Raw genomic sequence first — 25075 nt, 5'->3', positions numbered from 1 at the left:
TAATTACATATGAGGTGATATCGTGGAAAATTTCACATTTTACAATCCAACAAAATTGATTTTTGGCAAAGGTCAAGTTGAACAATTAAAAAACCTCATTCCAAATTACGGGAAGAAAGTCTTGCTCGTTTATGGTGGGGGAAGTATTAAGAGATCAGGACTCTACGATCAAGTCATCGGTTTATTAAATAGTATAGATGTTGAGCTTTTTGAACTTTCTGGTGTTGAACCTAATCCAAGGTTAACTACAGTAAAGCGTGGAGTAGAAATTTGTAAAAAAGAAGGCATTGAATTTTTGCTAGCTGTAGGTGGTGGTAGTGTTATTGACTGTACTAAAGCAATCGCTGCTGGTGCGAAGTATGACGGAGACCCGTGGGATTTTGTTACGAAAAAACATCAAGTAACGGAAGCCTTACCATTTGGTACCATTCTCACTCTTGCGGCAACAGGATCTGAAATGAACGCTGGTTCTGTTATTACCAATTGGGAAACCAATGAAAAGTATGGTTGGGGTAGCCCTGTGACTTATCCTCAATTCTCCATTTTAGACCCAGTTAATACGTTCACTGTACCTAAAAATCAAACAATCTACGGTATTGTGGATATGATGTCCCACGTCTTTGAACACTATTTCCACCCAGCAAAACATACCCCGCTTCAAGATCGTTTCTGCGAGTCCATTTTAAGAACCGTGATGGAAGAAGGACCTAAACTTGTGAATGATCTTGAGAATTACGACTTACGTGAAACCATTCTTTATTGCGGAACAATGGCGCTTAACGGTATGGTATCCATGGGTTACCAAGGTGATTGGGCAACTCATAATATTGAACACTCCGTTTCAGCCGTCTATGACATTCCACATGGCGGTGGACTTGCGATCATCTTCCCAAATTGGATGAAACACAACTTAGACGTGAATGTGGATCGATTCAAGCAGCTCGCTGTACGCGTATTTGATGTTGATCCTTCAGGAAAATCCGATCGTGATGTTGCTCTTGAAGGAATTGCAAAGCTTCGTGAATTTTGGAATAGCATCGGTGCTCCGAACTCGCTTAAAGATTATGAAATTGGTGATGATAAAGTTGATCTCATGGCGGATAAGTCCGTCATTAACGGTGAATTTGGTCAATTTAAAAAGTTAAATAAAGAGGATGTTGTCTCGATTCTAACAGCATCTCTATAAAAGGGTAGCGGCTGTCCGCTGCCTTTTTTTACATTAGAAAAGCCACAAATCCAATTTACGTAATTGGTTTGTGGCTTTAAATATTAATGTTACCTTCCAGCTTTACTCGTGACTTTCACATTCTTTTCAAAGCAAACAAAGGGATGTTCTTTTCCTAAGTCCATTTCTCCACGCAATTCATAGCCTGTTTTTTCATAAAGCTTTACAGCTCCGACATTGATTTTGTATGTATCTAATCGAATTTGGTTGTATCCATGTTCGCGTGCAAAATCTTCGGCAAAGGCTAAGAGTTTTTTTGCAAGTCCTTTCCCTCTCGCTTCGGGATGAACAACAAGCCGGTGAATAATTAATGAGGGACCATCTGTATAGTGCCATGGGATCTGTTTCGTTTCCTCATCATGATCTTCATTTAATACGATCGCAGCCAAGTACTTATCATCCTCAGTATAAACGTATAGTTCTTCATTCTCTATATCTTCAATTAATTGATCATGACTTGGATATTTTTCATCCCATTGATCAATTCCTTGGTCTTTCATGATTTTTACAGCTTGTTCATACATGGAAAAGATCGCTTCTGATTCTGATAATTTAGCTTTATGCATTGTCATTTCTTTATTGACCCTCCATTTTAAATATAAGATAAGATTGTGATAACTATCACAAAACAACGAAAATTTATCATAACATAAGGTCATATCGCTCACAAATATTATGATTAGTTTGTCACACTTTTTCTAAGAACATACAACCTTATGCGTATTTGTACCCTTTTATTTCGATGTTTAACCCCCTCTTATCATTGTTTCTTTACAACCAATGATTCATCCATTTATTTCTTCTTTTTGTCTTAATCATTTTTTGCTTATCTTGCATAAACGGCTCAAGGTAATGAGGGTAAACGAGCATTCCTGGGTGGGGACCGCATGAAGTATTGGTTCATGCTTTCAAACAGTGGGAGATTAAGAAAACCACATTACAATTTTAGTGTCACAAGCTTCAAAAGAAACTCATAAATTAATAGTGGGGCGGGCTATGTGAGTCCGAGCACTATTTTTAAAAAGGAGATAGGATCATGGATGAACAAAATAAAGAACCTGAAAATAAATTAAGGAAACTTCCACCAAAACCATTCCATTTTAGTCAAGGTCTCCTTGGCCGGATGGATGAGTTCTTTAAGAGTGAGCCTTATCGTGGTATTTTGGATTCCATTGATTCATTTTTTCAAGGTTCTTCTTTGAAATGGACTTCTTTTCCTGTAGATGTTTATGAGACGGAGTCTGAGTGGGTGGTTGATGCCGATCTTCCAGGTGTCGATCGTCAGAATATCCATATTGAAATGTTAGGAGATCGTCTTCGAATTACGGTTATACAAAAAGAAGAAACAAACGCCAATCACGATGCCGAGCATTATTATTATCATGAAAGACGGATGCAACAATCTTCTCGAACAATTTATTTACCTTATACCATTGTTAAACAACGGACGAAAGCGACGTTTAGAAATGGAAAACTTCAAATTAGAGGACCGAAATATCCAAAAACGAATAATACATTAACGATTGAAGACTAGAGGGAATTAGATATTTTACCTAATCCCCTCTTTTTTCATTTCTTTAATGTTTGAATAAATCGTTCGAGTCGATCCAACCCTTCTTGTAGCTTTTCTAGTGAATAAGCATATGAGATACGGATATAACCTTCTCCAAGTGGGGAAAAGGCATCGCCAGGGATCACACCGACATGTTCTTTTTCAAGTAACTGGTGAGCAAAATCAAATGAGGTCAAATTGAACTTTTTAATTGAAGGAAAAACATAAAAGGCCCCTTGTGGACGAACGGTGTCGATACCCATATTTTTCAATCGTTCAAGTACATAGTCTAATCTTTTTTCATATGATTGCCGCATAGGTTCGGCATCATTAATTCCATTTGTTAAAGCTTCAATAGCGGCATACTGCGTAATACTTGAAATACATGTCACCGCGTATTGATGCGATTTAATGATGTGTTTAATTAAGTCTTTATCAGATAAAATATACCCCATTCGCCAGCCAGTCATGGCATGGGATTTTGATAAGCCGTTTATCACGACTGTTTTCTTTTTCATGACTGGGTATTCTGCAATTGACAGATGTTTTATCCCATATGTAAGTTCACTATAAATTTCATCAGAGAGAACAATCACATCTTCATCTTTTAAGACACTCACAAGATCATCGAGTTCTTCTTTTGTTAAAACACATCCTGTGGGATTACATGGATATGGAATGACCACCATTTTCGTCCGGTTAGATAGATGTTTTTTTATTTGTTCACTTGTAATTTTAAAATCTGTCTGAGTTGTATCTACATAAATAGGAACCCCGCCACATAATTCAATCGGTCCCGCATAGCCTGGATAAGCCGGTGCAGGAATAATCACTTCATCTCCAGGACTTAAAAAAGTACGAAACGTGATATCTAGCGCTTCAGTTGCCCCAATCGTTGCTATGATTTCTGATTCCGGATCATAATGAAGATGGTATTTCTTTAAGGCAAACTGTGAGATCGCTTCGCGAAGTTCTGGCACGCCTTCCATGGCGGTGTAAGCTGTATGGTTATGATCGATGGCTGCTTTGGCCGCTTCTTTGACATGTTCTGGTGTTTTAAAATCAGGTTGTCCAATCGTAAGAGATAGGACATCTGGATATTTAGCCATGAGCTGAGTAAATCGTCTAATACCACTAACTTGAACTGCTTTAACATTTTCATTCACGAGGTGTTCCAATATGATCATCCTTTGCCCTTTTCTCTTCTGTTTCTTTTCTATATTATTTACCTTTATTTTATCATGACTTCATCTTGCAGTGGTGTTGTCTTTTAAAAAAATGTAACCCTATCTATGCATCCATTGAGGTTACCTCAAGGTCATAGATAGGGTTATTTTCTTATATGGATGGGATCTACTTGTATGATGATCTTACTTTATTTTATTGTTGCTAACTCTTCAACATCAGTAGTCCAACCAAACTCATCTTTTATTTTACCGCTTTGAATACCTGTAATGGCATCGTAGAGTTTTTGAGAGATCGGTCCAATCTCACCATTATTCACGTTCATCACATGGTCTTCCCATTTCAACTCGCCAACCGGTGAGATAACGGCCGCTGTTCCTGTTCCAAAAACTTCTTCAAGTTTGCCAGCTTTAGATGCTTCGTAGATGTCTTCGATGGCAATTTTCTTCTCTGAAACTGGAACACCCCAATGTTTCAATAAGTTAATAACGGAGTCACGTGTCACACCCGCAAGAATACTTCCGTTCAACGCAGGAGTAACGACTTCACCATCAATTTTAAAGAAGATGTTCATGCTGCCCACTTCTTCAACATATTTTTTCTCAACACCGTCTAGCCAGAGAACTTGGGCATAGCCGACTTTTTCTGCTTCTGTTTGAGCTTTCAAACTGGCAGCGTAGTTCCCTGAGGTTTTGGTAAAACCAACGCCGCCTTTGACTGAGCGAACATAGTCATCCTCAACGTAGATTTTAACGGGTTTTAATTGGTCTCCATAATAAGATCCTACAGGAGATAAGATCACAATCAATTTATATTCAGAGGAAGGTCTGACTCCTAAATAAGGTTCTGTAGCAATGATGAATGGTCTAATGTAAAGAGACTGTCCTTCTGCTGTTGGAACCCATTCTTTGTCGACCGTAATTAATTTCTTAATGGCATCGATCACAAACGCTTCATCGACGGCTGGTATGTCTAATCGTTCGTTTGATGTGTTTAGGCGACTAAGGTTTTTATCAGGACGGAATAATAGAACTTGGCCTTTCTCCGTGCGATAAGCCTTCATACCTTCAAATACAGCTTGACCATAGTGAAATACCATGGAGGATGGGCTTAAGGAAATTGGCTCATAAGGGACAATTCGTGGATCGTACCACCCTTTATCCGTATGATAATCCATCACAAACATGTGATCCGTAAAGTATCTGCCAAATCCTAGTTTGTTATAGTCTGGTTTATCTTTCTTTTGTGTCGTCAAAGTGATCTCTATTTTTTTACTCATCATGACATCTCCTTAGGTCTTCAATGTTTAACATACATTATAGCAAGACCAGTAAAAAACTTCTAGTGATCTTTCGAATATTGTCACTATTTTGTGAAGAAATTGTAGAGTTTTGGCAATGAAGCGTTTTCCAATAAGTTTGTAGGTTTGTTTCCAATTTGAACCGCCATGCCTAATGCCTAAAAAAACACGCTTATGAACACAAGCTTTATTCATAAACGTGCGTCTAAACAATTAGGGGTTATAAGATTTCTACATAATTTGTATTCGCAGTGAGAAAGTTGCCACTTTTGAGCTTATACATTTTGGATCCGTTGACCCTTAAGGTCTTAACTACCGTAAATACTTCATCTTTATGAACTAGTCCTACTTTTGCCTTCCAATCAGGTTTATTGTAATAATAAAGATCTTGTACTTTCACACGAACTCTAAAGGATCTGTCGTTTGAATTCCTTGACGAAGTCCTTGCCGAAGCTTTTCCTTTATTTGCTCCCTTTTTTCTAGAAAGATGAAAAGCTTTAACGAGACCATTGACATGACCTCGGGCGATTTTTTCAATAAAGTCAGATTGTTTAAGTTTATTTGCATCGGAGTCACGATCAATAAAACCGTTCTCTGTCAGGAGGGCTGGCATGTATGATTCACGCAAGACATGATAATTGGCGGTTTTCTTTCCTCTATCTTTAAATCGTGTGGAGCCTATCACGGCTTGATGAATAATATTTTGGTAAGTTGTGGTTGGACTTCCTGTCCCAGGATAAACGTAGTCTTCATAACCTGTTCCTCCACCAGCATTAACATGGATGCTTAGAAAGAACGTGGCTCCCCAGCTATTGGCTTCATTCGTACGCTGGCTAAGTGCCCTATACGTATCTGTTGTTCGACTCATTTTTATAGAATGTCCCGTATACTCATTCTTCAGGATGTCTCGTATACGAAGCGCAATTTGTAGAGTTAAGTCTTTTTCTTGTAATCCATTGCCACTAGCACCCAAGTCCTTTCCGCCGTGGCCAGGATCTAAATATAATTTTAATACCATCGACATATCCTCTCCTCTTGGGAATAGTTTGTCTTACTATTAGTTTATGAATTGAATTCAATATCGCTTGTGTTAATGTGCTAGAGGATGAAATAAAAACGGTGATAAATTAGAAGCAAGAAGTTCAAGGCGGCACAGTTTTGAAACAAACAAATCGCGGTTTTCTACACTTTAACATAATCGCACCCGAATGCAGAGGTATGGGTCGCAGGATTCACTTTATAGCCATATTAGGGTGAATAGTTTGTTAAATAATAAAGATCTCTAACCATTTTTGATTTTTATTGTAAAGTGAAACTTCAACAGAGGGTGTTTTCTTCATCCCACCTAGAAACACTCATTTGCACTCATTACCTTGAGGTGGGGGGCAATACTCGCCGTTATTACAATCCTCCTTCGAAGTGGCGCAATCTTCCTTCGAAGTGCCGCCATCCTCCTTTGAAGTGGCGCAATTCTTCCTTGAAGTGCCGCAATCTCCTTTGATTTAGCGCAATTCCCCTTCGAAGTGGCGCAATCCTCCTTTGATGTGGCGGGATACATTTTTACTCATGCATGCAAAAATACTAGGAATTCAAGTGTTCATCATCCCGATGTCTTTTATGTCTTCTATAGGCATACACGATGGCAAATCCCCAACCGACCAATAAAACGATATAAACCCCAAGTATTAACATCTCATCGACTTTCCAAGTCCCTAATAATGTCCAAACGTTCGTTAAAATGATGAGTCCACCTACAAGAACACCAAGCAAATAAGATGGTAATTTTCGTACTAACCAAGCCGCGATAGGAGCAGCGATTAGTCCACCTAACATAAGAGCGAGGACCCATTTCCAATCCACTTCCTTCCAACCGAGTGAAATTAGAAACCCAACCGTAGCCGCAACCGAAACAGCAAATTCACTTGTATCGACGGTACCTACTACCTTTCTAACGGATGTTCCCTTCTTAGATAATAGAATGGGCGTGGTTAGTGGTCCCCATCCCCCTCCACCTGTGGCATCGGCGAATCCAGCAATGAACCCAATGGAGATGGATTGTTTCTTATTTAAATTAATCGATTCTTTCTCTTGTTTCTTTTTTTGATAAAAAATAAACCGAAAGAGAACATATAAGCCGAGGACTATTAAAAATAGAGATACGTAAGGTTTAATCATGTGGCCAGGTAAACCGCTTAGAAAACATGCACCAATAAAAGCTCCGATCGCACCTGGTATGGTCAATTTCAGAACGGTTTGTCGATCCACATTCCCAAATCTAATATGAGAAATTCCTGATGCGGCCGTTGTCACAACTTCTGCCATGTGGATAGAAGTCGAAGCCACTGCTGGCGCTATGCCAAAGGCTAGTAAAAGGGAGGTTGATGAAACACCATAGGCCATACCTAATGATCCGTCAATCAGTTGTGCAATTAATCCAATAAAAGCAAAAATGATGATCTTTTGCATTTTTACCTCCAAGATAAGTAAATTAGCCATCCTGTTTCTTCTCTTTAAAAAAGGAAGATTAAAAGAAAAATCCTCTCCTAAAGATAGGAGGGGATTGATCTTTTACACTATTATGCAGCTTGTGGAAAGCTTATAATGCTAACCGCTGAAATAGAAATGTTAACGGCAACACCAGGACCGTAAGTTGAGACTTCGATCACTGTTAATAAATCGCCTACCACTGTCGACAAAATGCCCTCTATGACGGTTTCATCATCAAGTGTAATTTCAACTCTAGAACCTACGCGATCAGCTAATTCTGCTGCTAAAGTACTATCAAACATATTCTATGACCTCCTTATAGTTCTCTTACGGTTTGAATTTTCGAGAGAGGGACTAAGTTTAAGGTTCCGTCAGCTTGAACGACAACAACATAATCGGTTTGAACGGAAATTAATGTCCCCGAAACTGTACCGCCTGGGGTTGATAATACGACTTGTTCATTAACCAAAGTTGCTAATAGAGCTGGTATTGTGGATGGTGTTGAAGGAGTAGAACCACCACCGAGACCTGGAATATTTAAATCAAAGTTCAAATCAAATATTGGAGTGTCTATTGATAATCCCGCCCCAGAGCTACTCGTCGTATTTCCAATAGACTGAGATAACCGAAGAAGTCTTTGCAATAACTCTAATCTTTGTTCTCTTGTTAGAGCCACTTGAATCGTCCTTTCCGTAAAAAATTTATTTTGTCCTTACACTTTAAAATATGATGCAGAATCTCTTAGCGTACATGACACTTGAATTAATTTACTATAAATATGCGAACGTCCTTTGTATAACAGATTGATAGTTTTAAATATGAGAGGTTAGGTTTAACCCTATTAAGATTGTAAATGACGCTGGACTAGCTTTAAATTCTGCAAATCAACAGGCGTGTACTCTTCTTTATTCTTTAGTCCTCCTATACCATTGGCTATGCCAATCAATTGACGAGGAAAATTAACGTTATCCACAACAATGTCTCCTTCGCTGCCTATGACACCGCCAGAAACAACTGGAATCGTTTCAATCATTGACTTTCCTTGTACACTTTTAAAGAAATCTCGAATATATGGACTTAGAGGTAATAGGGAATAAAGAAACCCTATTCGAACATCTAATCGATAACAGTGTAATAGTTTTGTGAATGATTGTTGGTAAAATTGGGGGGTAAAATTATTGATGCCACCATCCAAAACTAAAGCGTTTTTTTTCAATAGGTTTATCATCTCTTCACCGACTACTTGTTCAGCTGATACAAATGAAATCAACCCATCAAAAAAGTTAGACTGATCGTCTATTTTTTTCATTGCCTCAATTTTATTTGGCGAGTATTTTGGAAGTAGCAAGTTTAAAGCATGAGTCACATAGTCACATTTTTCACCATTTCTTGAATACAAGGATACTTTTGCTCCACGTTCAGCCAAACGTAAGGCTAACTTCCCGCCGATATTTCCCGCACCGTAGATGAGTAACTTTTTATTTTTAACAGAATGCCCGAAATAGTATAATAAGAACTGATCACACGCTTCTAAGGTCACATCATTTGGTTTATATGGGACGATTGTGGACTGCTTTATAACTCTGTATGCTAAGCTCTCAAGATCGAGATTTTTCTTTGCTTCGACATCAACAAAGATGTAGTTCACTTTATTATCAAGATAGTTCATACATTGTACAGCTGCTTGCTCATTCGAAACTAAGACATTGATAAATTCAAATCCACACGCCTGACGCCTAGGCAATACTGTAAAATGGGCTGATGGCCTTGAGGTCATTCCTATCGTAGCTACGGTTTTAACGCCTTTATCTGATAGACTTGCTAGTTCACGAGCTAGTTCTTTGTCTATCATACTCTTTTGTCACCTTCTTTTTCTTAGAATAAAACTTAGACCAACGGCAGGCTCAAAATGTCTACTGGCCTGCCTTCTCGACAATTGAGATTAACATGTCATGCAATTGCTCAGGTGAATCGAGTAGGCAGGCTCTTATCGATTCCAATGCCTCGTCTATATTCAACGATTTATTTTTATTAGGAATAGCAATCACAACATGGGGATGATCCGTCTTTTTAATCTTTTCTGTCTCATAGAACAAAACCTCATTTAACTTTTCTCCTGGCCTTATACCTGTAAACGCCATCTTTATATCCTTATCTAGTCTGTATCCTGATTGTTCAATCAGATTTTTAGCAAGATCCACAATTTTAACCGGTTTCCCCATATCTAAAACAAACACTTCTCCGCCTTTAGACAAGGCTCCCGCTTCTAGGACGAGTAGTACCGCCTCCGGAATCGTCATAAAATATCTCACCATATCAGGGTGCGTTACGGTTACTGGACCTCCAGAGGCGATTTGTTGTTTGAATATCGGAATAACACTCCCTCGACTTTCCAAGACGTTACCAAACCTTACGACAGAAAATTTTGTCTTGCTTCTCTCTGCCATTGTTTGAACCAATAACTCGCCGATCCGCTTTGTCAAACCCATTGTATTAACGGGGTACACGGCTTTATCAGTCGATATGAAGACAAACCGTTCAACGTGATATTTTGCGGCTATCTTTACTAAGTTATCTGTACCAAAGATATTATTACGAACAGCAGCACCTATATTCATTTCCATCAAAGGGACATGTTTGTGAGCAGCCGCATGAAAGACAATCTCCGGTTTGTATTGTTGAAAAATGTAATCTAGGTGTGGTTTATCTTGAATATCTGCGATGACATAGTGGAATTTAATTTGAGGATACTTTTGATCAAGTGTCTGTTTAATATTAAAAATACTATTTTCACCATGACCAAGCAAAACAACACATTTAGGGGTGAAACTGGCAACTTGTTTAACCAACTCACTACCAATGGAACCACCTGCGCCAGTAATAAGGATGGTCTTATTCGTCAGATAATCATTAATCCTCTGTGTTGGTTTGATCATGGCTCTTCCTAACAATTTATTCATATCCAGTTCAACATCACCTGAATTTTTACCTTTTGTTTGTAGACGAGTCGGATGACGTCCTAGCCTCGATAAAAGTAAGGATAACAAACCGCTACCGGTCAACAGAGTCTTATCTAAGATAGAAAATCGTGCCCGGTTTTTCATTAACGTAAAAACCTTCTTTCAAATTAGTAGAATAGATAAATTTTAGAAATCTATTACTCTTATTCTATGTTCTATACCAGATATTTGTAGCTTATAAATGTCTTGGGATATTTAATTGTTTTTTAAAGGTTTGATTGTGGATGGCTTTAGTGCGTGTTCAAAAAGGTAACAAATTAGAAGCAAGAAGAGCTACGCAGTTCCTGAGGACCGGCCTTCCAAAGGATGTGGTGGCTTTAGGCGCCAGCCGAAGGACGTGAGCGATTTTAGTTGAAGATCCTCTTGGACAACGTCCGGGATAGGTAGCCCTTTTTTGAACAATAGCTACTTTTTAACACTGAACTTCTTGCCAGAGCATAAAAATAGAATAAAAGAGTGTTTTGAAAGGAGATCACGGATGACATATCCCGTCATTTTTATCCACTATGGCAATCCAGATTGGTTAAAGTCGACTTTATACCAAGCGAAAATTTACAATCCAAAAGTCATATTACTAGGTGATGAAACAAATAATAAGTATCCCTTTGTTGAGCACTATAACCTCTCTGAGTTTTCTGATACGGCACTCGAATTCAGGAAAGTTTATCAACATTTGAGTAAAAGAGACGCTAAGTATGAATTATTTTGCATTGAACGATGGTTTATACTTGAAAGTTTTATGAGGAAAAAGGCTATAAAGCAATGTTTCTATCAAGATTCAGACAATATGTTATATCTTAATGTTGGTGATTTCGCTCTTAAAAACTATGCCGATGTTCAATTTGCCTCCTTCCTAGGAACGGGTTGTGACTTTTTTATTAATCGTTACGACATTCTAAAAAAGCTTTGTCTATTTTTGAAAAATTGTTACGTGGATGCTGATTTGTTTAAAAAAATACAGATAAAAAATACTGAACTATTACAGCAAAACCGAGCAGGAATTAGTGATATGGATCTTCTTAGTCTTTTTATCATGCAAAATTTATCGAGTTATCGAAATATTGGTGTGCCAGATCATGGGTCCTTTTTTTGTGCCAATATAAAGGGATCTCAAGGCTTTGAAATGCATCAACAATTCAAAAAGGTTTATTGTTTAAACCACCAACTATATTGTAAACAAGAGGAAACAAACACATTCTTTAGATGTAATACACTTCAATTCCAAGGAGACTCCAAAAAGTATATCCCTTATTTCTCAAGTCTTTTATCGAATCAACTCATGGGGCCTTACTATTTTAATTATGAAACTTGTAAATGGCTCTCAGTCTAACTAAAGATGCGATTCCTTTAATTCCACTCCTGTGGGATTCTTTTTGTTTTCTGATTGCAAAAACCCGTTTTCCTCATTGTTCCTCACAAATAAAGAGATAAGAAAATATGATGATAAGAAGGGAGTATCAAGATGAACCGACAAACAGTTATCATTACAGGTGTTGGGGGGTTCCTAGGCTATCATCTAGCAAACTATTTAGATAATCTAGGTTATAACGTCATTGGTGTTGGACGAATAAAGATGCGAACAATCAATGAAGTATACAATGTATCTTTACCAGACCAGAAACTCGTTGACATTTTAAAAATAGCTCAACCCGATGTCGTCATCCATTGTGCCGGCAGTTCGTCTGTACCTGACTCTATCATCGAACCCTATTATGATTTTCAAAAAAATGTGGATGTCTGCGGATTTATTCTAGAGTCTATCAGAAAATACTCAAGGTCTTGCCAATTTATCTATCTATCAAGTGCGGCAGTCTATGGAAATCCAGCATCTATTCCCATAAAAGAAAGCGATCGTTGTCAGCCCATTTCACCTTATGGCTATCATAAATTGATGTGTGAAATGCTGATCAAAGAGTATCAGGAGATCTATAACCTCCAATCAACGATATTTAGAATTTTTTCTGCTTACGGGGAAGGGCTAAAAAAACAAGTCGTTTATGATTTGTGTCAAAAGTTAACCAGTCAAGATAAAGTTATCGAAGTATATGGAAATGGATCTGAAAGTCGTGATTTCATTCATGTTTCTGATATTTGCCGTGCGATCGAACTTGTCATAAAAAAAGAGATCACAGGAACATTTAATTTAGCTACTAGCGAAGAAGTGTCTATTTCGACTTTAGTGACTCTGTTAAAAACGTATCTTCGAAGTTCTGCCGATATTCAATATATCGGTAAAACGAGAAAAGGAGATCCAAGTCAGTGGAAAGCAGATACAACCAAACTAAAGGACTATGGATTTAAACCTCGAATGACACTCGAACAAGGCTTGAAGAAGTATTGTAAATGGTATTTAGGAGGGACTCACATTTGAACGAGGTAAAAATTGGTCTTCCAATCATTGGGGGAGAGGATTGGATGGGTGGTGTTTCTTATATTGAATTACTTACCCGTGCCATCTCTACTCTACCAAATAAAGAATCTATTAAATTGTATCTTATCGTCACGCCTAATTCGCTAACTTCCTATCATTTTCACAAACCTTTTATATCTTTATTTCATGATGTGATCTTTCTCGGTCAAGAAACGCCAAACGTTCGTCAAACTCTTGATCACTTTATTTCTTGTCAAACGACGAATGACTTGTTTCATATTATCGATTTTTACTTTCCTGCCTTTATCCCAATGTCTGATTGTCACGCTGCATGGATTCCTGATTTTCAGCATCGCCATTTACCGGACCTTTTTTCTAAAGAAATGTACCTAGCAAGAGATCAAATGTATTCTGATCTGGCCTATAAATCAAAGGTGGTTGTACTAAGCAGTCACGACGCTTTGAAGGATTTCAAAACCTTTTATCCCGACAGTAATGCAGAGACGAAGGTCTTGCATTTTCACACACTACCGAATGATGCATGGTATAAAACAAACCCGATTGATATTCAAAAGCAATACAATTTGCCAGATCACTATATCATTTGTTGCAATCAATTTTGGAAACATAAAAATCATGAGCTGTTATTTAAGGCTATCGGAAGCTTAAAAGCATCTGGAAAGCCCATTAACCTTGTCTGTACAGGAGCGACGTCAGATTATCGGTTTAAAGACTATTTTTCAACCCTTCAAACATTAATAAAAGATAATCAAATTGAAGATCAGGTTTTTATACTAGGACGTATTCCAAGAGATGACCAAATCCAGCTCATTCGAAGAAGTCAATTTGTCGTTCAACCTTCTCTATTTGAAGGGTGGAGCACTGTTGTGGAAGATGCCCGTGCTTTAGGTAAACCCCTGCTTCTCTCCGATTTAGATGTTAATAAGGAACAACATCCAAAACATAGTGTTTTTTTTAAAAGACATCATCTCCAAGATCTAGTCGAAAAAATAAGCCATCTTTCCCTAAGTACGAGTCCAGGACCAGATAAACCAAAAGAAGAACGAGCCAAACAGGAATCGCGCGCACTCATCGAACAATATGCCCATACCTTTCTAGACATTGCAACTGATTCAATACAACGATATAAACATCACAACACTGCTCCGCTAGTTAGTATTATTACACCTTCCTTTAATCAGAATCGATTTATTCAAGAAACCATACAAAGTGTCCTCAGCCAAAACTATACGAATATCGAACATATTGTGGTGGACGGTGGTTCAACTGATGGAACTTTAGACGTTTTAAAAGAGTGGAGCGAAAAAGATACACGATTTCGTTTTATCTCTGAGCCCGACCGAGGTCAGTCAGAAGCAATTAATAAAGGTCTCAAGATGGCGAGAGGTGAAATCATTGGATGGTTGAATTCTGATGATACTTATTTACCAAAAGCGATTGATCGCATGGTTAAAGCTTTTAACCAACATAGGGAACTTGATATGATCTACGGGAACGCCTATATTACAAACGAAAAAAATACCATTATCCGCCCTTATCCGACAAAAAAGATGGATCTAACTACATTGTTTGATACCTGTCCGATCTCTCAGCCTTCCGCCTTTATTAAAAAATCGGTTTTTGATGCGGTTAACGGCGTGGATGAAAGTCTGCAATTTTGTATGGATTACGACTTATGGATCAGGCTTGCAAAAAACGGCTATCAAATCGGCTCAATCGATTCCTTTATCGCAAATTCCAGATGGTATAGCGCTAGTAAAACAGGAAGCCAGTTCGTTCACGTTGGATTCCCTGAGATCATAAAAACAAGCTTGAAACATTATGGAAAAGTCTCAAAGATATGGCTTAATCATTTTATAGAACATTATAGAGATCCTGGTGTTTTTTGGTTTTTAAAACTGTTCAAGGATTATGCCTTATTTGATAATACACCCACTATTCAGGATGACAATCGTTATTCAGATCATTGGGCTCCGCCTAACTTCCACATCAATCTAACCATACACCCACAAAATCCATTACATGCCTTGATCCTAAAAGGGAAGAATCTATCATTCGATCAATTAAACATAAATGTCTATAGTAGTGGTCAACTCATCAAAACATTCACTCATTCACATGGAGATTTAGTTATGGAAATTCCTATTAACTCGGATCATTCTTCATTTTCTGTTGACATTGTTACCAAAGAAAGGATGGTGCCTGCTCATAGGCGAAATAGCTCCGATACACGAGAATTAAGTTTCATCGCTGATGAGTGCTTAGCTTTATCCTACCCGGAATTTCAATTTTATAAGGCGTTTAATAAAGGTTCAAAGCATGCTATAAAATGGATCAATGATCATTTCTAAATTTATACGTATTAACGGGTAGGAAAGGCCCCATGATTTAAACAATCGAGAGAGGAACGAAATTATGATCAATTTTTCATTTTCAAAGGATTATGACATTATTATTGACGGTTTTCCAAGATCCGCTAATACCTTTTCTGTTTGTGCATTTGAAGAAGCTCAAATTAAACAGGTGGACGTTGGACACCACAGTCATGATCCAAATTTCATTATTTTTGGTGTTCAAAACCATATGCCTGTCATGTTACTCATTCGAAGGCCAGAGGATGCTATCCTATCATTCGCTATTTATGCTAATATCCCCGTTGAGAGAGCTTTAGATATGTATATTGATTTTTATTCAACGGTCAAACCTCATTTATCTGGTTGCGTGGTTGCGCCTTTTGAAACAGTAACAACTGATTTTGGTGAATGCATCGATCTTGTAAATAAAAAATTCAACACCGGTTTTATGACATTTAACCATACGAAAGAGAATACAGATCGAATTTTTCATATCATGGATCAACAAATGGAAATTCTTGAAACTGACCATCAATTAATCGAACAGAAACGCCCCATGCCAACCCAATCCAGAAGTAAATTAAAAGAGTCATTAAGCTCTGAACTCCATACTCCCCAACTAGAGGAAAAAATGAAATTAGCCAATCAACTCTATGAAGAGATCATCACTAGTTGAGGAAAAAGCAAAATCAATCAGAAGGGCTGTTGTATCTCCCTCTGATTGATTTTTACACTAAATGACGTATACTGCTGAATAAAGAAACAGATGATGTAGAAAAGGGCTATCCAAAAAGTCAGGTAACGGATTTTTTGGATAGCCCCTCTTATTTTTTTGTTAGTTAAATAAATCTGTTTATAATAGGCAATGGCCGACTTCCCACCTTATCTTCAAACGACTAGATAACCTTTGGCGAGACGTTTCTGTTAAGATATAGCCATTGACAAACCTGCTTGGGTCCTCTATGAAAGGCTTTATAAAATTCATATTCAAATTGAGACATGGGCACCACATTCAACGCTCTATAACTTAGTGTTCGAGTATCTGAATTAAGACCCGTTTTGGCTGGTATAGTTCGTTGCCTGCATTTTATATCAATGACAGCGGGTTGATCCGTTTCAATCGGAAATAGTAGATGAAACGCTTTATTTTTCATTTTAAATTTCCCTGTTAATTTCTTATTGATATAAACGGTAAAATCTAGCTCATTAAAAATGATATTTTCTCCGTCAATAGAAATATACTTTAATAGATTAGCTTTATCCGTGTGTGTCGTTGTTAATTGAAGCTCGGGGCCTGTCCAACGATCTTTGAATATGTCACTCGCTGTTATATTTTTTGGGCTTTCTCCCAAAAGATCATATTGCTTAAATAGTTTTAAATACCAGTTCACTCCGACATCACGATGATGCGTCAGATAATGGTATAACCAATTGTTTGAGACTGTTCCAAAATGTTTTTGGCTCACACGAAGGATTTCAGGTAATCCTTTATCTAGAGAATCAGCGATCGTTTTTGCTTCCGGATGTAATCTAGAGTTGGCCAAATCGTAATTAATATATGTCATTGGATATTTTTGAGCTATTCTTATCCATAAGTCATAGTCCAGTGTAAAGTAAAGGTCTTCATCTATTCCTGATACATCCTGAAAAGCCTTTTTTCGAAAAAAGGCTGCAGGTTGACAAATAATATTAAAATCAAAAAAGTCTTCTAGTTTGCGAAATTTTTTGACTGGATAACGATTGATGATCTTGTTATTTTCATCAATGTGATGAGCTTTACCATAAACCACCCCAACATGGGGATCCTTCAGAAACTCACTCACAACTCGTTGAATCGCTCCTGGTAAGTAGGTATCATCTGAATTTAGCCAGCCAATAATTTTCCCCTTAACCATACTCATCCCTTTATTTAGCGCATTTCCCTGGCCTCGGTCAGGCTCGGAAATAAATCTGAACCGTGGCTCACTTGCTTCGTATTTCTTCAATATTTCTATGGTATTGTCCGTCGATCCACCATCGACAACGATATATTCAATATTTGGGTAATCTTGCTCAATAACACTTTTTATCGTTTCTTCAATAAATGAACCTTGATTATATGACGGGGTAATTATGCTGACTAATGGATTCTTGTCATCAACCATTGTGTTCCCTCCCCACAAAATTGAATTCGATGCATGACTAACCTTATACATCCATGTTCATTTATTTAAGTCAATCTTCGTTTCATCTAAGTACCATTTCAACGTTTTTTGTAAGCCGACTAATAAATTTGTTTTGGCCGTAAATCCAAAGGCCTCTTTTGCTTTCTGAACATCTAATCGACGTTTGGGCTGTCCATCTGGTTTACTCGTATCCCAAACCACATCACCTTCAAAACCGGTTAAAACCTGAATGGTCTCTGCCAATTTTTTAATCGATGTATCGTGTCCTGAACCAATATTGATTGGGTCAGACTGATTGTAATATTTCGTAGCTAGTACGATACTGTCTGCTGCATCTTCTACATAGAGAAATTCACGGGTTGCCTGGCCGCTTCCCCATAAGGTAACTTTTGACTCTCCATTTTGTTTTGCTTCAACAAACTTTCGAATCATGGCCGGAATAACGTGAGACGTCTCTAAATCAAAATTATCACCTGGTCCGTATAAGTTCACAGGTAGAAGAAAAATAGAATTGAATCCATATTGATCACGGTAGGCTTGAGATTGAACAAGCATCATTTTTTTAGCTAATCCATAGGGGGCATTGGTTTCTTCGGGATATCCTTCCCACAAATTTTCTTCTAAAAATGGCACAGGGGTGAATTTTGGATAGGAGCAAATGGTACCAATAGCCACAAACTTTTCTACCCCATAGACTCGTGATAATTCCATTAATTGTGCTCCCATGATTAAATTCTCGTAGAAAAATTTACCGGGATTTTTTTGATTTGCACCAATGCCTCCAACGACAGCTGCAAGATGAATAACAATATCAGGATCAAAGGTATGGAGCATCCGGATAATTTCTGCCTCTTTCGTTAGATTAAAATCTTTGCTTCTTGGCACAAAAATAAACTTGCACCCTTCATCTTTTAAACGTTTAACGACATGTTTCCCTAAAAAGCCTGCTCCACCTGTGACCACGATTCTTTTACTTTTTATATCCATATCTGTGGCACCCTTCTTTTTATCATCGATCTCATATGAGATATCATGACGTTTTTTTCAATTTCTTTAACTCGCTGTCCACCATCATGTGTATAAGTTGTTCAAACGAGACTTCCGGTTTCCATCCAAGTTGTTCTTTTGCCTTTTTGGGATCTCCTAGCAATATATCCACTTCTGCTGGGCGAAATAAAGCGGGATCTTGAACAACATAGTTTTTCCAATCGAGTCCAACGTAACGAAAGGCAATCTCAACAAGTTCCCTCACTGAATGTGTTTCTCCAGTAGCCACAACAAAGTCATCTGGCTTTTCTTGCTGCAACATCAACCACATCGCCTTTACGTAATCTCCCGCAAATCCCCAGTCCCGTTTCGCATCAAGGTTCCCTAGTTTAAGTTCATCCTGCAATCCTAATTTAATTTTTGCAACCGCGTTAGTTACTTTTCTAGTCACGAACTCCATCCCTCGTCGTGGGGATTCATGGTTAAAAAGAATCCCAGAACAAGCAAACATGTGATAACTTTCTCGGTAATTGACGGTAATCCAATGACCATAGACCTTCGCTGCGGCATAGGGACTACGAGGGTAAAATGGGGTCGTTTCTTTTTGAGGTATTTCAACGACTTTACCAAACATTTCGCTGCTTGATGCTTGGTAGAAACGAATATCTGGTTTGGTTAAACGAATGGCTTCAAGCATATTTATAACTCCCAAGCCCGTCGCCTTACTTGTATAGATCGCCTCTGGCCATGATTCAGCAACAAAGGATTGTGCAGCTAAATTATAGACTTCATCTGGATTGGCTAGTTTTATAGCTTGAATTAATGAGGATAAATCGAGGAGATCTCCGGGAATTAATGTCACTTTATCTATAATATGATGAATATTTTCTAGATTGGGGATGGCACTTCTTCTCTTTAATCCGTATACTTTATAACCTTTTTCGAGAAGAAATTCTGCCAAATAGGAACCATCTTGTCCTGTTATACCTGTTATAAGCGCTGATTTCACACAACCATCTCCATTGTTTTTATTTCAATAGACATAGTTTATGATATGCATAAATTAAAGAAGTGACAGGACGGATAACCGATATCGTGAAAGTCTCAAATTTTTTTAATAGTCTTTTCACTAACCTTTGATATTCATCCATTAGTTAAGGATACTCCATTTAGGATCGCATTCCATGTCGTATCGTCAAATGGGATATCAGGAACATTAACAGCACAAATACCGTTTAATCCCCAATCTACCTCTTCAATTCCTTGTAAGCCATCAACCGGATTAAGAATAAGAATAGTGAACTGTCCCTTTACAATTTCAGAGAGAACAGATTGTAATTCAAGGCTATTCTCATAACTTCCTTTCCACCGGATAAACAAGACCTTTTCGCTTCTCTCAAGCTTATTAAATAACCGATTTATTCGCCTATCCAATTTTTCTTTAAAAGCAGGATAGGTGGCATACCACTCTTGATTTGGAAGGATCGGAAAATCGTGTACAGAAATAACGTGATAATAGGTATCTTCTACGTAATACGTTTTAATAGGTTTGAACGTCCCTTCATCTAATAAAATATGATTAGACCCCTCCATTAAACGCATGTTTTCAAGTTTCATATAATCTTTAAATCTACTTTTAAATAACCTGCTAACATCATGTAAGTCATGTGACACACACCAATCCAACGGGCTGGAAAAGGTTCGCAAGTTGTGTTCTCTTAATTTCATAGCAGGGTTACAAGCAAATCCTAAACTTACAATGACATCATAAGATCCTTTAATATCATTTAATTTCAATGACCATTCCACCTTTTTTAGTTATCCCGCATTATAGCTAGTAAAGACTCTACTGATTGAACCGATAAAACACTATCTCTTTGAAAACGTCATGACCCGTAAAAATGGATAGGTCGGACCCATACGGAATGACCGCCTTCACTGATGAAAGTTTCACGCAAGTAACACCTATTCACTTTGATCTTCTTTTCCTTTAGACATTTCTTTTATTATTTCTTTTATTTTCTGTTCTTGTGATTTATGGCAGATAAGCAACCCTTCATCCGTCGAAGCGATAATCAAATCTTCCACGCCAATAACGATTGTTTTCTGCTTTTCTGATTTAATACTGCAATTCTTCGTCGATTGTAAATAAACATCACCTGATACCACATTACCTAGCTCAGACTTTTGATGATGTCGCTCCCATGCACTCCAATTACCAACATCATCCCATTTAAAATGCGATGGAATGGTATAGACACTCGCTGCCTTTTCTAATATGGCATAGTCAATCGACGTTTTTCTTATTTTTGAATAAGCCTGTTCCAAGTCATCCATATGATGTGATAATATTTGCCACATTTTGGGTTGGAATTTTTTCATATAATAGATAATGGTTGAGGGCTTCCAGATAAAAATCCCGCTATTCCAATAGACACGATTTGACTTTAATAATTCTCTTGCCTTCTTTTTATTTGGTTTTTCTATAAACTTTTTGACGGGTAGTACTTTGCTTTGGTAGTCTCCTTCCTCAACTTGTAGGTAACCGTAACCAGGCTCTGGTCGTGTTGGTTCGATTCCAAGAGTGACGATAGACCGTCCTTTTTCGGCTACTTCCTCTGCTAATTGAAATAATTTTGGTAAGCTGGACTCTTCGGGTATATAGTGATCTGCAGGGACTGCAGCAAATGGTTCATCATTTTCTTCTAAGAGACGTAAGGCCGTTAATGCCAAACAAGGCCCCGTATCCCGAGAGAGGGGTTCAACGATCATTTGGCTTTTATATAAATTAGGAAGCTGGTCTTCAACTAGAGGAACATATTCCTTTGAAGTAACGATATAAATTTTGTCTAGGGGTAACCAGTTTTGAAAACGTTGATAGGTTTGTTGTAACATGGTCTCTTCGGATATGAGCGGCAAGAATTGTTTTGGTCTATCTTTGACACTCCAGGGCCAAAATCTCGTACCCATACCACCTGCCATTATGACAACTTTCAATATTTTACACCTCGCAAATTATTCCATTTCTGATGCTATACCTTCATATATATGCATGCGGATGATATGTCGCATAGAGTCTTAACTAGTTTAGTTAAATTTAGTTAAATTTAGTTATATATCTAATAGAGGTAGAGGTCGTTCAAAAAGCACCAAATGATATGGCCACCACATCCTGTGGAAGGCTGGTCCTCATAGAACCTTTCTCTATAAATAACATATAAATGAAATAGGAATTATCCATTATTTTTCAGCTCTGAGGGGGAAATTTCATGGATCCTAAGTTTATGCCTCTGGTTACGATCATTACACCCTCTTATAACCAAGGCGAATTTATTCAAGAAACGATAGAGAGTGTCTTAAATCAAGACTATCCATATATTGAACATATTGTTGTTGATGGAGGATCAACGGATTCAACATTAACCATTTTAAAAAGTTATCGGGATGATCCACGCTTTCATTTCATTTCTGAACCAGATCAAGGACAATCTCATGCGATTAATAAAGGGTTAAAAATAGCGAAAGGAGACATTATAGGTTGGTTAAATTCGGATGATACGTACTTACCGGGAGCTATTTCTAAAGGGGTTCAATCGCTAGTCCAACATCAAGAGTGGGCCATGGTTTATGGAAAAGCGTATGCCACAAATCAAAATAATGACATTCTCCATGACTATCCTGTAGAGTGTTATTCACCTCAACGTTTATTTGAACGATGCATCATCTGTCAGCCTGCGACTTTTATTAGAAGGAAAGCCTTTAAGGATGTTGGCGGGGTTGATGAAAATTTCTTTTTTTGCATGGATTATGACCTATGGATCAGACTGGCTAAAAAATATCCTATTGGTTATCTAAATGATTATCTTGCCAATGCGAGAATCCATGATCATTCGAAAAGCGCCTTGTATTGGGAAAAGATTGGTGTAGTTGAATGCATTGAAGCAGGTTTAAAAAATTATGGAAAAATCTCTAATACAATGATTGCCGATTTTATTAAAGTTAATAGTAATAAAGAAGAAATTTGGTGGATAGAACAGATGAAGAAATATGGTTTTTTTCCCTCTTCTTTGTCAGAATCCGACATTTTATGTAAAGAGATAGATATAAACAACCACCATTATGACCTTTCTGTAAATTCTAATCTCTCTGCCTTGGGTATTAAAGGGACTTTACTTCAATCAGGTGACAGTCACCTCAAGATATATTTTAAGGGCGAATTAGTTGAGAGTTATTCTATAACAAAGGATTCATTTATTCTCACTCTCCCATCAAAAGTAATGCAGAAATCTTCTAACATTCAACCCCTTTCGATAAAATTAGATCCTTCAACATATCATTTAGATCATATATATCCTCTATCCGTTCAAGAATATGCATTCTTACAACAAGTGAACCAGAGTCATCGACAAGTGAAAGCATGGTTAAAACAAAATAGACCTATTTAAACTTTCATCCAAAATCTGCTAAACAAGCTTAGATAAGTCGGTTTGGCCTAACTCAAGAGGAAACTTGACTTCATTTAAAAAACACGTATAATTTTCACCAAGTCACTTGTTGAGAACTGTTTTTAGCAATTAGGGTGATACCATCATATCTATCGTCCTTACTGAAAATTCAGTAAGGTTTTATTTTTATTTTTCAATGAAGGTCGTTTCAATTCTTTCCCGACACATAGTGGAAAAGATTTTTTTATCTGAGAGGAAGGTTTATTAAGGTGAAAAAAGAAAGAAAAGATGAGAACTTAAAAAAAGGTCTCTTGCCCCGTCATATCCAACTGATGGCCCTTGGTGGAATGATTGGCACGGGGATTTTTAAAGGAACGGGAGATACGTTAAACATTGCAGGTCCCGGAGTTATCCTCGCCTACTTACTTGGTGGATTACTATTATTTATCGTAATGGTGGCATTAGCTGAAATGGCGGTGGTCTATCCTGAGCTTAATATTCAGCACTTGATTCATAAAGCCTTTGGTTTTAGGGCATCGATTATCGTGGGTTACCTCTATTGGATCAACTGGATTATTGTAACCGTTGTTGAGATTCTCGCAGCAGGACTGTTTCTGCAATATTGGTTCCCGGCTGTACCACTTTGGGGGCTCTCGCTCATTTGCGCCCTAGCTATACTTCTCGTTAATGTTTTTAATGTTAAATATTATGGTGAGTTTGAATTCTGGTTTGCTGGAATTAAAATTTTTGCTATTATAGCTTTTATTATTTTTGGATTAGCGATTCTTTTTGGGATTGTACCTGCTCACCATATTCATCCTTCATCTAATTATTTTGATCACGGCGGGTTCTTCCCACATGGATTCAGCGGCGTTATGAATGCTTTTTTGGTTGTCATGTTCTCTTATGGTGGTTCAGAGCTCATCGGTTTGACAATTACGGAAGCCAAAGATGCCGAACGAATCTTACCAAAAGTCATCAAGGGAGTTATTGGACGGATTCTAATCTTTTACATTGTTCCAATTATCATTATTTGTGGACTTATTCCATGGGACAAGGTATCTAGCTTAGAGAGCAGCCCGTTTGTTCAAGTTTTCAATCTTATTGGTATTCCAGGTGTGTCCCATATTATGAATTTCGTCATGATTACAGCGGTTCTTTCTGCAGCCAACTCGGGTGTCTATGCGACATCACGAACACTTTTTTCCATGGCACAAAGAGGTGAAGCTCCTGCTTTCCTTTTGAAAATTTCAAAACACGGTGTACCGATTGGGGCTATTATACTTAATTCAGTCTTCTTAATTGTTGGTGTTTACCTTGCTTATCTATACAATGGCCCTATTATTAATGAATTAATGAGTATCCCTGGTTTCACTATCATGATTGTGTGGATGGCCATTTGCTTAGCACAGATGAAATTGCGTCCCTCTTATCCGGTTCGCCCTTATTTTAGAATGTGGTTCTTCCCTGTAACAACCGTGATTGGGTTTCTTGCCCTATTAGGCATTTTTATCTCATTTGTTATGAATAAAGCCAATTTTGTCGGATCAATCACTTGTTTGATCGTTATGGTTATTCTTGTACTCCTTTCGTTTTTTATAAAAAGTTCAAGGGCGTGAGACAGAGTTAAGAGTCGGAGACCAACTTATAAAATAACTGGTTCTCTCAATGCTGGATATATCAGTATAAGAAGTACTATTAGGCTACGTTAACCAAAGATATTCATGTGAAGATGGAACCAATTTAATTGAAGGGGTATTAAAAATATGGATATAACTATATCTCCTTTTTATTTTATCTTTGGAGTAATTAAGTTAATTCTATTTATCGGATCTATACCTGCAATTATTTATGCATTGTACTTATTGCGTAAGATTGCAAAGAAATGAATTTCTTAATCCAAAGAATCGATAAGAGGATAAAAAGAACGGTCCTGATTATTTAGAAAGGACCGTTCTTTCCT

General features: G+C 37.6%; 22 protein-coding genes. 8 read left to right on the top strand and 14 right to left on the bottom strand.

All coding sequences use genetic code 11. The features are described from left to right. The first annotated feature begins 22 nt into the window (after window positions 1-22). Complete coding sequence (locus GMB86_RS02670; RefSeq protein WP_329602720.1) at window positions 23-1186, top strand: iron-containing alcohol dehydrogenase; 1164 nt, start codon at window positions 23-25, stop codon at window positions 1184-1186. Between the two features lie 89 nt (window positions 1187-1275). Here GMB86_RS02670 and GMB86_RS02665 read toward each other — a convergent pair whose 3' ends face one another. After that, entirely contained in the window at window positions 1276-1791 is a 516-nt protein-coding gene (locus GMB86_RS02665) for a GNAT family N-acetyltransferase (RefSeq protein WP_196220106.1), read from the bottom strand. 470 nt (window positions 1792-2261) lie between these two features. Here GMB86_RS02665 and GMB86_RS02660 point away from each other — a divergent pair, with 470 nt between their 5' ends. Then, entirely contained in the window at window positions 2262-2759 is a 498-nt protein-coding gene (locus tag GMB86_RS02660; protein WP_155216563.1) for an Hsp20/alpha crystallin family protein, read from the top strand. Between the two features lie 35 nt (window positions 2760-2794). On the opposite strand, the gene GMB86_RS02655 is transcribed toward GMB86_RS02660, so the two are convergent. From GMB86_RS02655 to GMB86_RS02620, 8 genes are all read right to left on the bottom strand, one after another. After that, window positions 2795-3955 (bottom strand): aminotransferase A, encoded by a 1161-nt coding sequence (locus tag GMB86_RS02655; RefSeq protein ID WP_155216782.1) that lies wholly within the window; start codon window positions 3953-3955, stop codon window positions 2795-2797. A 197-nt stretch (window positions 3956-4152) separates the two neighbouring features. After that, entirely contained in the window at window positions 4153-5241 is a 1089-nt protein-coding gene (locus tag GMB86_RS02650) for a branched-chain amino acid aminotransferase (protein ID WP_408033823.1), read from the bottom strand. 241 nt (window positions 5242-5482) lie between these two features. Next, window positions 5483-6280, bottom strand: coding sequence for an N-acetylmuramoyl-L-alanine amidase (locus GMB86_RS02645; RefSeq protein ID WP_155216559.1), 798 nt, complete (start codon window positions 6278-6280; stop codon window positions 5483-5485). A 563-nt stretch (window positions 6281-6843) separates the two neighbouring features. Further along, complete coding sequence (locus GMB86_RS02640) at window positions 6844-7728, bottom strand: sulfite exporter TauE/SafE family protein (RefSeq protein WP_155216557.1); 885 nt, start codon at window positions 7726-7728, stop codon at window positions 6844-6846. Window positions 7729-7838: 110 nt separating this feature from the next. Then, window positions 7839-8051, bottom strand: a complete 213-nt coding sequence (locus tag GMB86_RS02635) for a hypothetical protein (protein WP_155216555.1) — start codon at window positions 8049-8051, stop codon at window positions 7839-7841. 14 nt (window positions 8052-8065) lie between these two features. Further along, complete coding sequence (locus GMB86_RS16060) at window positions 8066-8425, bottom strand: DUF2642 domain-containing protein (protein WP_155216553.1); 360 nt, start codon at window positions 8423-8425, stop codon at window positions 8066-8068. Window positions 8426-8590: 165 nt separating this feature from the next. Further along, a complete protein-coding gene (locus tag GMB86_RS02625) occupies window positions 8591-9601 on the bottom strand; it encodes an NAD(P)-binding domain-containing protein (RefSeq protein WP_155216551.1) in 1011 nt (336 codons plus the stop codon). Between the two features lie 61 nt (window positions 9602-9662). Continuing rightward, a complete protein-coding gene (locus GMB86_RS02620; protein ID WP_155216549.1) occupies window positions 9663-10853 on the bottom strand; it encodes a UDP-N-acetylglucosamine 4,6-dehydratase family protein in 1191 nt (396 codons plus the stop codon). Window positions 10854-11247: 394 nt separating this feature from the next. On the opposite strand from GMB86_RS02620, the gene GMB86_RS02615 reads away from it, so the two are divergent. The 4 genes from GMB86_RS02615 to GMB86_RS02600 all read left to right on the top strand — a co-directional run bounded on the left by GMB86_RS02615 (window position 11248) and on the right by GMB86_RS02600 (window position 16191). Continuing rightward, window positions 11248-12099, top strand: coding sequence for a hypothetical protein (locus tag GMB86_RS02615; RefSeq protein WP_155216547.1), 852 nt, complete (start codon window positions 11248-11250; stop codon window positions 12097-12099). A gap of 132 nt (window positions 12100-12231) precedes the next feature. Next, window positions 12232-13140 carry an NAD-dependent epimerase/dehydratase family protein gene (locus tag GMB86_RS02610; protein WP_155216545.1) on the top strand — a complete coding sequence of 303 codons (909 nt, stop codon included), beginning with the start codon at window positions 12232-12234 and terminating at the stop codon, window positions 13138-13140. Next, window positions 13137-15512, top strand: coding sequence for a glycosyltransferase (locus GMB86_RS02605; protein ID WP_196220105.1), 2376 nt, complete (start codon window positions 13137-13139; stop codon window positions 15510-15512). The genes GMB86_RS02610 and GMB86_RS02605 overlap by 4 nt, the downstream gene beginning before the upstream one ends. 64 nt (window positions 15513-15576) lie before the next feature. Beyond that, window positions 15577-16191, top strand: a complete 615-nt coding sequence (locus GMB86_RS02600; RefSeq protein WP_155216541.1) for a hypothetical protein — start codon at window positions 15577-15579, stop codon at window positions 16189-16191. A 220-nt stretch (window positions 16192-16411) separates the two neighbouring features. Here the strand turns inward: GMB86_RS02600 and GMB86_RS02595 are convergent, their stop codons facing one another. From GMB86_RS02595 to GMB86_RS02575, 5 genes are all read right to left on the bottom strand, one after another. Then, a complete protein-coding gene (locus GMB86_RS02595) occupies window positions 16412-17659 on the bottom strand; it encodes a glycosyltransferase family 2 protein (RefSeq protein WP_196220104.1) in 1248 nt (415 codons plus the stop codon). Window positions 17660-17716: 57 nt separating this feature from the next. Further along, on the bottom strand, window positions 17717-18667 hold the full coding sequence (locus GMB86_RS02590) for a GDP-L-fucose synthase family protein (RefSeq protein ID WP_155216537.1): 951 nt from the start codon (window positions 18665-18667) through the stop codon (window positions 17717-17719). Window positions 18668-18710: 43 nt separating this feature from the next. Continuing rightward, entirely contained in the window at window positions 18711-19676 is a 966-nt protein-coding gene (gene gmd / locus GMB86_RS02585) for a GDP-mannose 4,6-dehydratase (RefSeq protein WP_329602718.1), read from the bottom strand. A gap of 134 nt (window positions 19677-19810) precedes the next feature. After that, the gene (locus GMB86_RS02580) at window positions 19811-20464 is read right to left on the bottom strand and encodes a DUF1796 family putative cysteine peptidase (protein ID WP_155216536.1); all 654 of its coding nucleotides are present in this window, start codon (window positions 20462-20464) and stop codon (window positions 19811-19813) included. 168 nt (window positions 20465-20632) lie between these two features. Further along, window positions 20633-21664 carry a mannose-1-phosphate guanylyltransferase gene (locus GMB86_RS02575; RefSeq protein ID WP_155216534.1) on the bottom strand — a complete coding sequence of 344 codons (1032 nt, stop codon included), beginning with the start codon at window positions 21662-21664 and terminating at the stop codon, window positions 20633-20635. A gap of 272 nt (window positions 21665-21936) precedes the next feature. Here GMB86_RS02575 and GMB86_RS02570 point away from each other — a divergent pair, with 272 nt between their 5' ends. Further along, window positions 21937-23112, top strand: a complete 1176-nt coding sequence (locus tag GMB86_RS02570; protein ID WP_155216532.1) for a glycosyltransferase family 2 protein — start codon at window positions 21937-21939, stop codon at window positions 23110-23112. Window positions 23113-23444: 332 nt separating this feature from the next. Then, window positions 23445-24731 (top strand): amino acid permease, encoded by a 1287-nt coding sequence (locus tag GMB86_RS02565; RefSeq protein ID WP_155216778.1) that lies wholly within the window; start codon window positions 23445-23447, stop codon window positions 24729-24731. Window positions 24732-25075: the final 344 nt, after the last annotated feature.

The sequence above is a fragment of the Terrilactibacillus tamarindi genome, from assembly GCF_009718825.1.
Taxonomy (GTDB): Bacteria; Bacillota; Bacilli; order Bacillales; family Sporolactobacillaceae; genus Terrilactibacillus; species Terrilactibacillus tamarindi.
This window is presented reverse-complemented; position numbering and strand designations above follow the sequence as displayed.

Bases quoted from the DNA above. Each gene is read 5' to 3' on its own strand.
- GMB86_RS02665 (WP_196220106.1), bottom strand. From the start codon at position 1,791: ATGCATAAAGCTAAATTATCAGAATCAGAAGCGATCTTTTCCATGTAT.
- GMB86_RS02660 (WP_155216563.1), top strand. From the start codon at position 2,262: ATGGATGAACAAAATAAAGAACCTGAAAATAAATTAAGGAAACTTCCA.
- GMB86_RS02650 (WP_408033823.1), bottom strand. From the start codon at position 5,241: ATGAGTAAAAAAATAGAGATCACTTTGACGACACAAAAGAAAGATAAA.
- GMB86_RS02645 (WP_155216559.1), bottom strand. From the start codon at position 6,280: ATGGTATTAAAATTATATTTAGATCCTGGCCACGGCGGAAAGGACTTG.
- GMB86_RS02640 (WP_155216557.1), bottom strand. From the start codon at position 7,728: ATGCAAAAGATCATCATTTTTGCTTTTATTGGATTAATTGCACAACTG.
- GMB86_RS02635 (WP_155216555.1), bottom strand. From the start codon at position 8,051: ATGTTTGATAGTACTTTAGCAGCAGAATTAGCTGATCGCGTAGGTTCT.
- GMB86_RS02625 (WP_155216551.1), bottom strand. From the start codon at position 9,601: ATGATAGACAAAGAACTAGCTCGTGAACTAGCAAGTCTATCAGATAAA.
- GMB86_RS02620 (WP_155216549.1), bottom strand. From the start codon at position 10,853: ATGAAAAACCGGGCACGATTTTCTATCTTAGATAAGACTCTGTTGACC.
- GMB86_RS02615 (WP_155216547.1), top strand. From the start codon at position 11,248: ATGACATATCCCGTCATTTTTATCCACTATGGCAATCCAGATTGGTTA.
- GMB86_RS02610 (WP_155216545.1), top strand. From the start codon at position 12,232: ATGAACCGACAAACAGTTATCATTACAGGTGTTGGGGGGTTCCTAGGC.
- GMB86_RS02600 (WP_155216541.1), top strand. From the start codon at position 15,577: ATGATCAATTTTTCATTTTCAAAGGATTATGACATTATTATTGACGGT.
- GMB86_RS02595 (WP_196220104.1), bottom strand. From the start codon at position 17,659: ATGGTTGATGACAAGAATCCATTAGTCAGCATAATTACCCCGTCATAT.
- GMB86_RS02590 (WP_155216537.1), bottom strand. From the start codon at position 18,667: ATGGATATAAAAAGTAAAAGAATCGTGGTCACAGGTGGAGCAGGCTTT.
- GMB86_RS02570 (WP_155216532.1), top strand. From the start codon at position 21,937: ATGGATCCTAAGTTTATGCCTCTGGTTACGATCATTACACCCTCTTAT.
- GMB86_RS02565 (WP_155216778.1), top strand. From the start codon at position 23,445: ATGGCCCTTGGTGGAATGATTGGCACGGGGATTTTTAAAGGAACGGGA.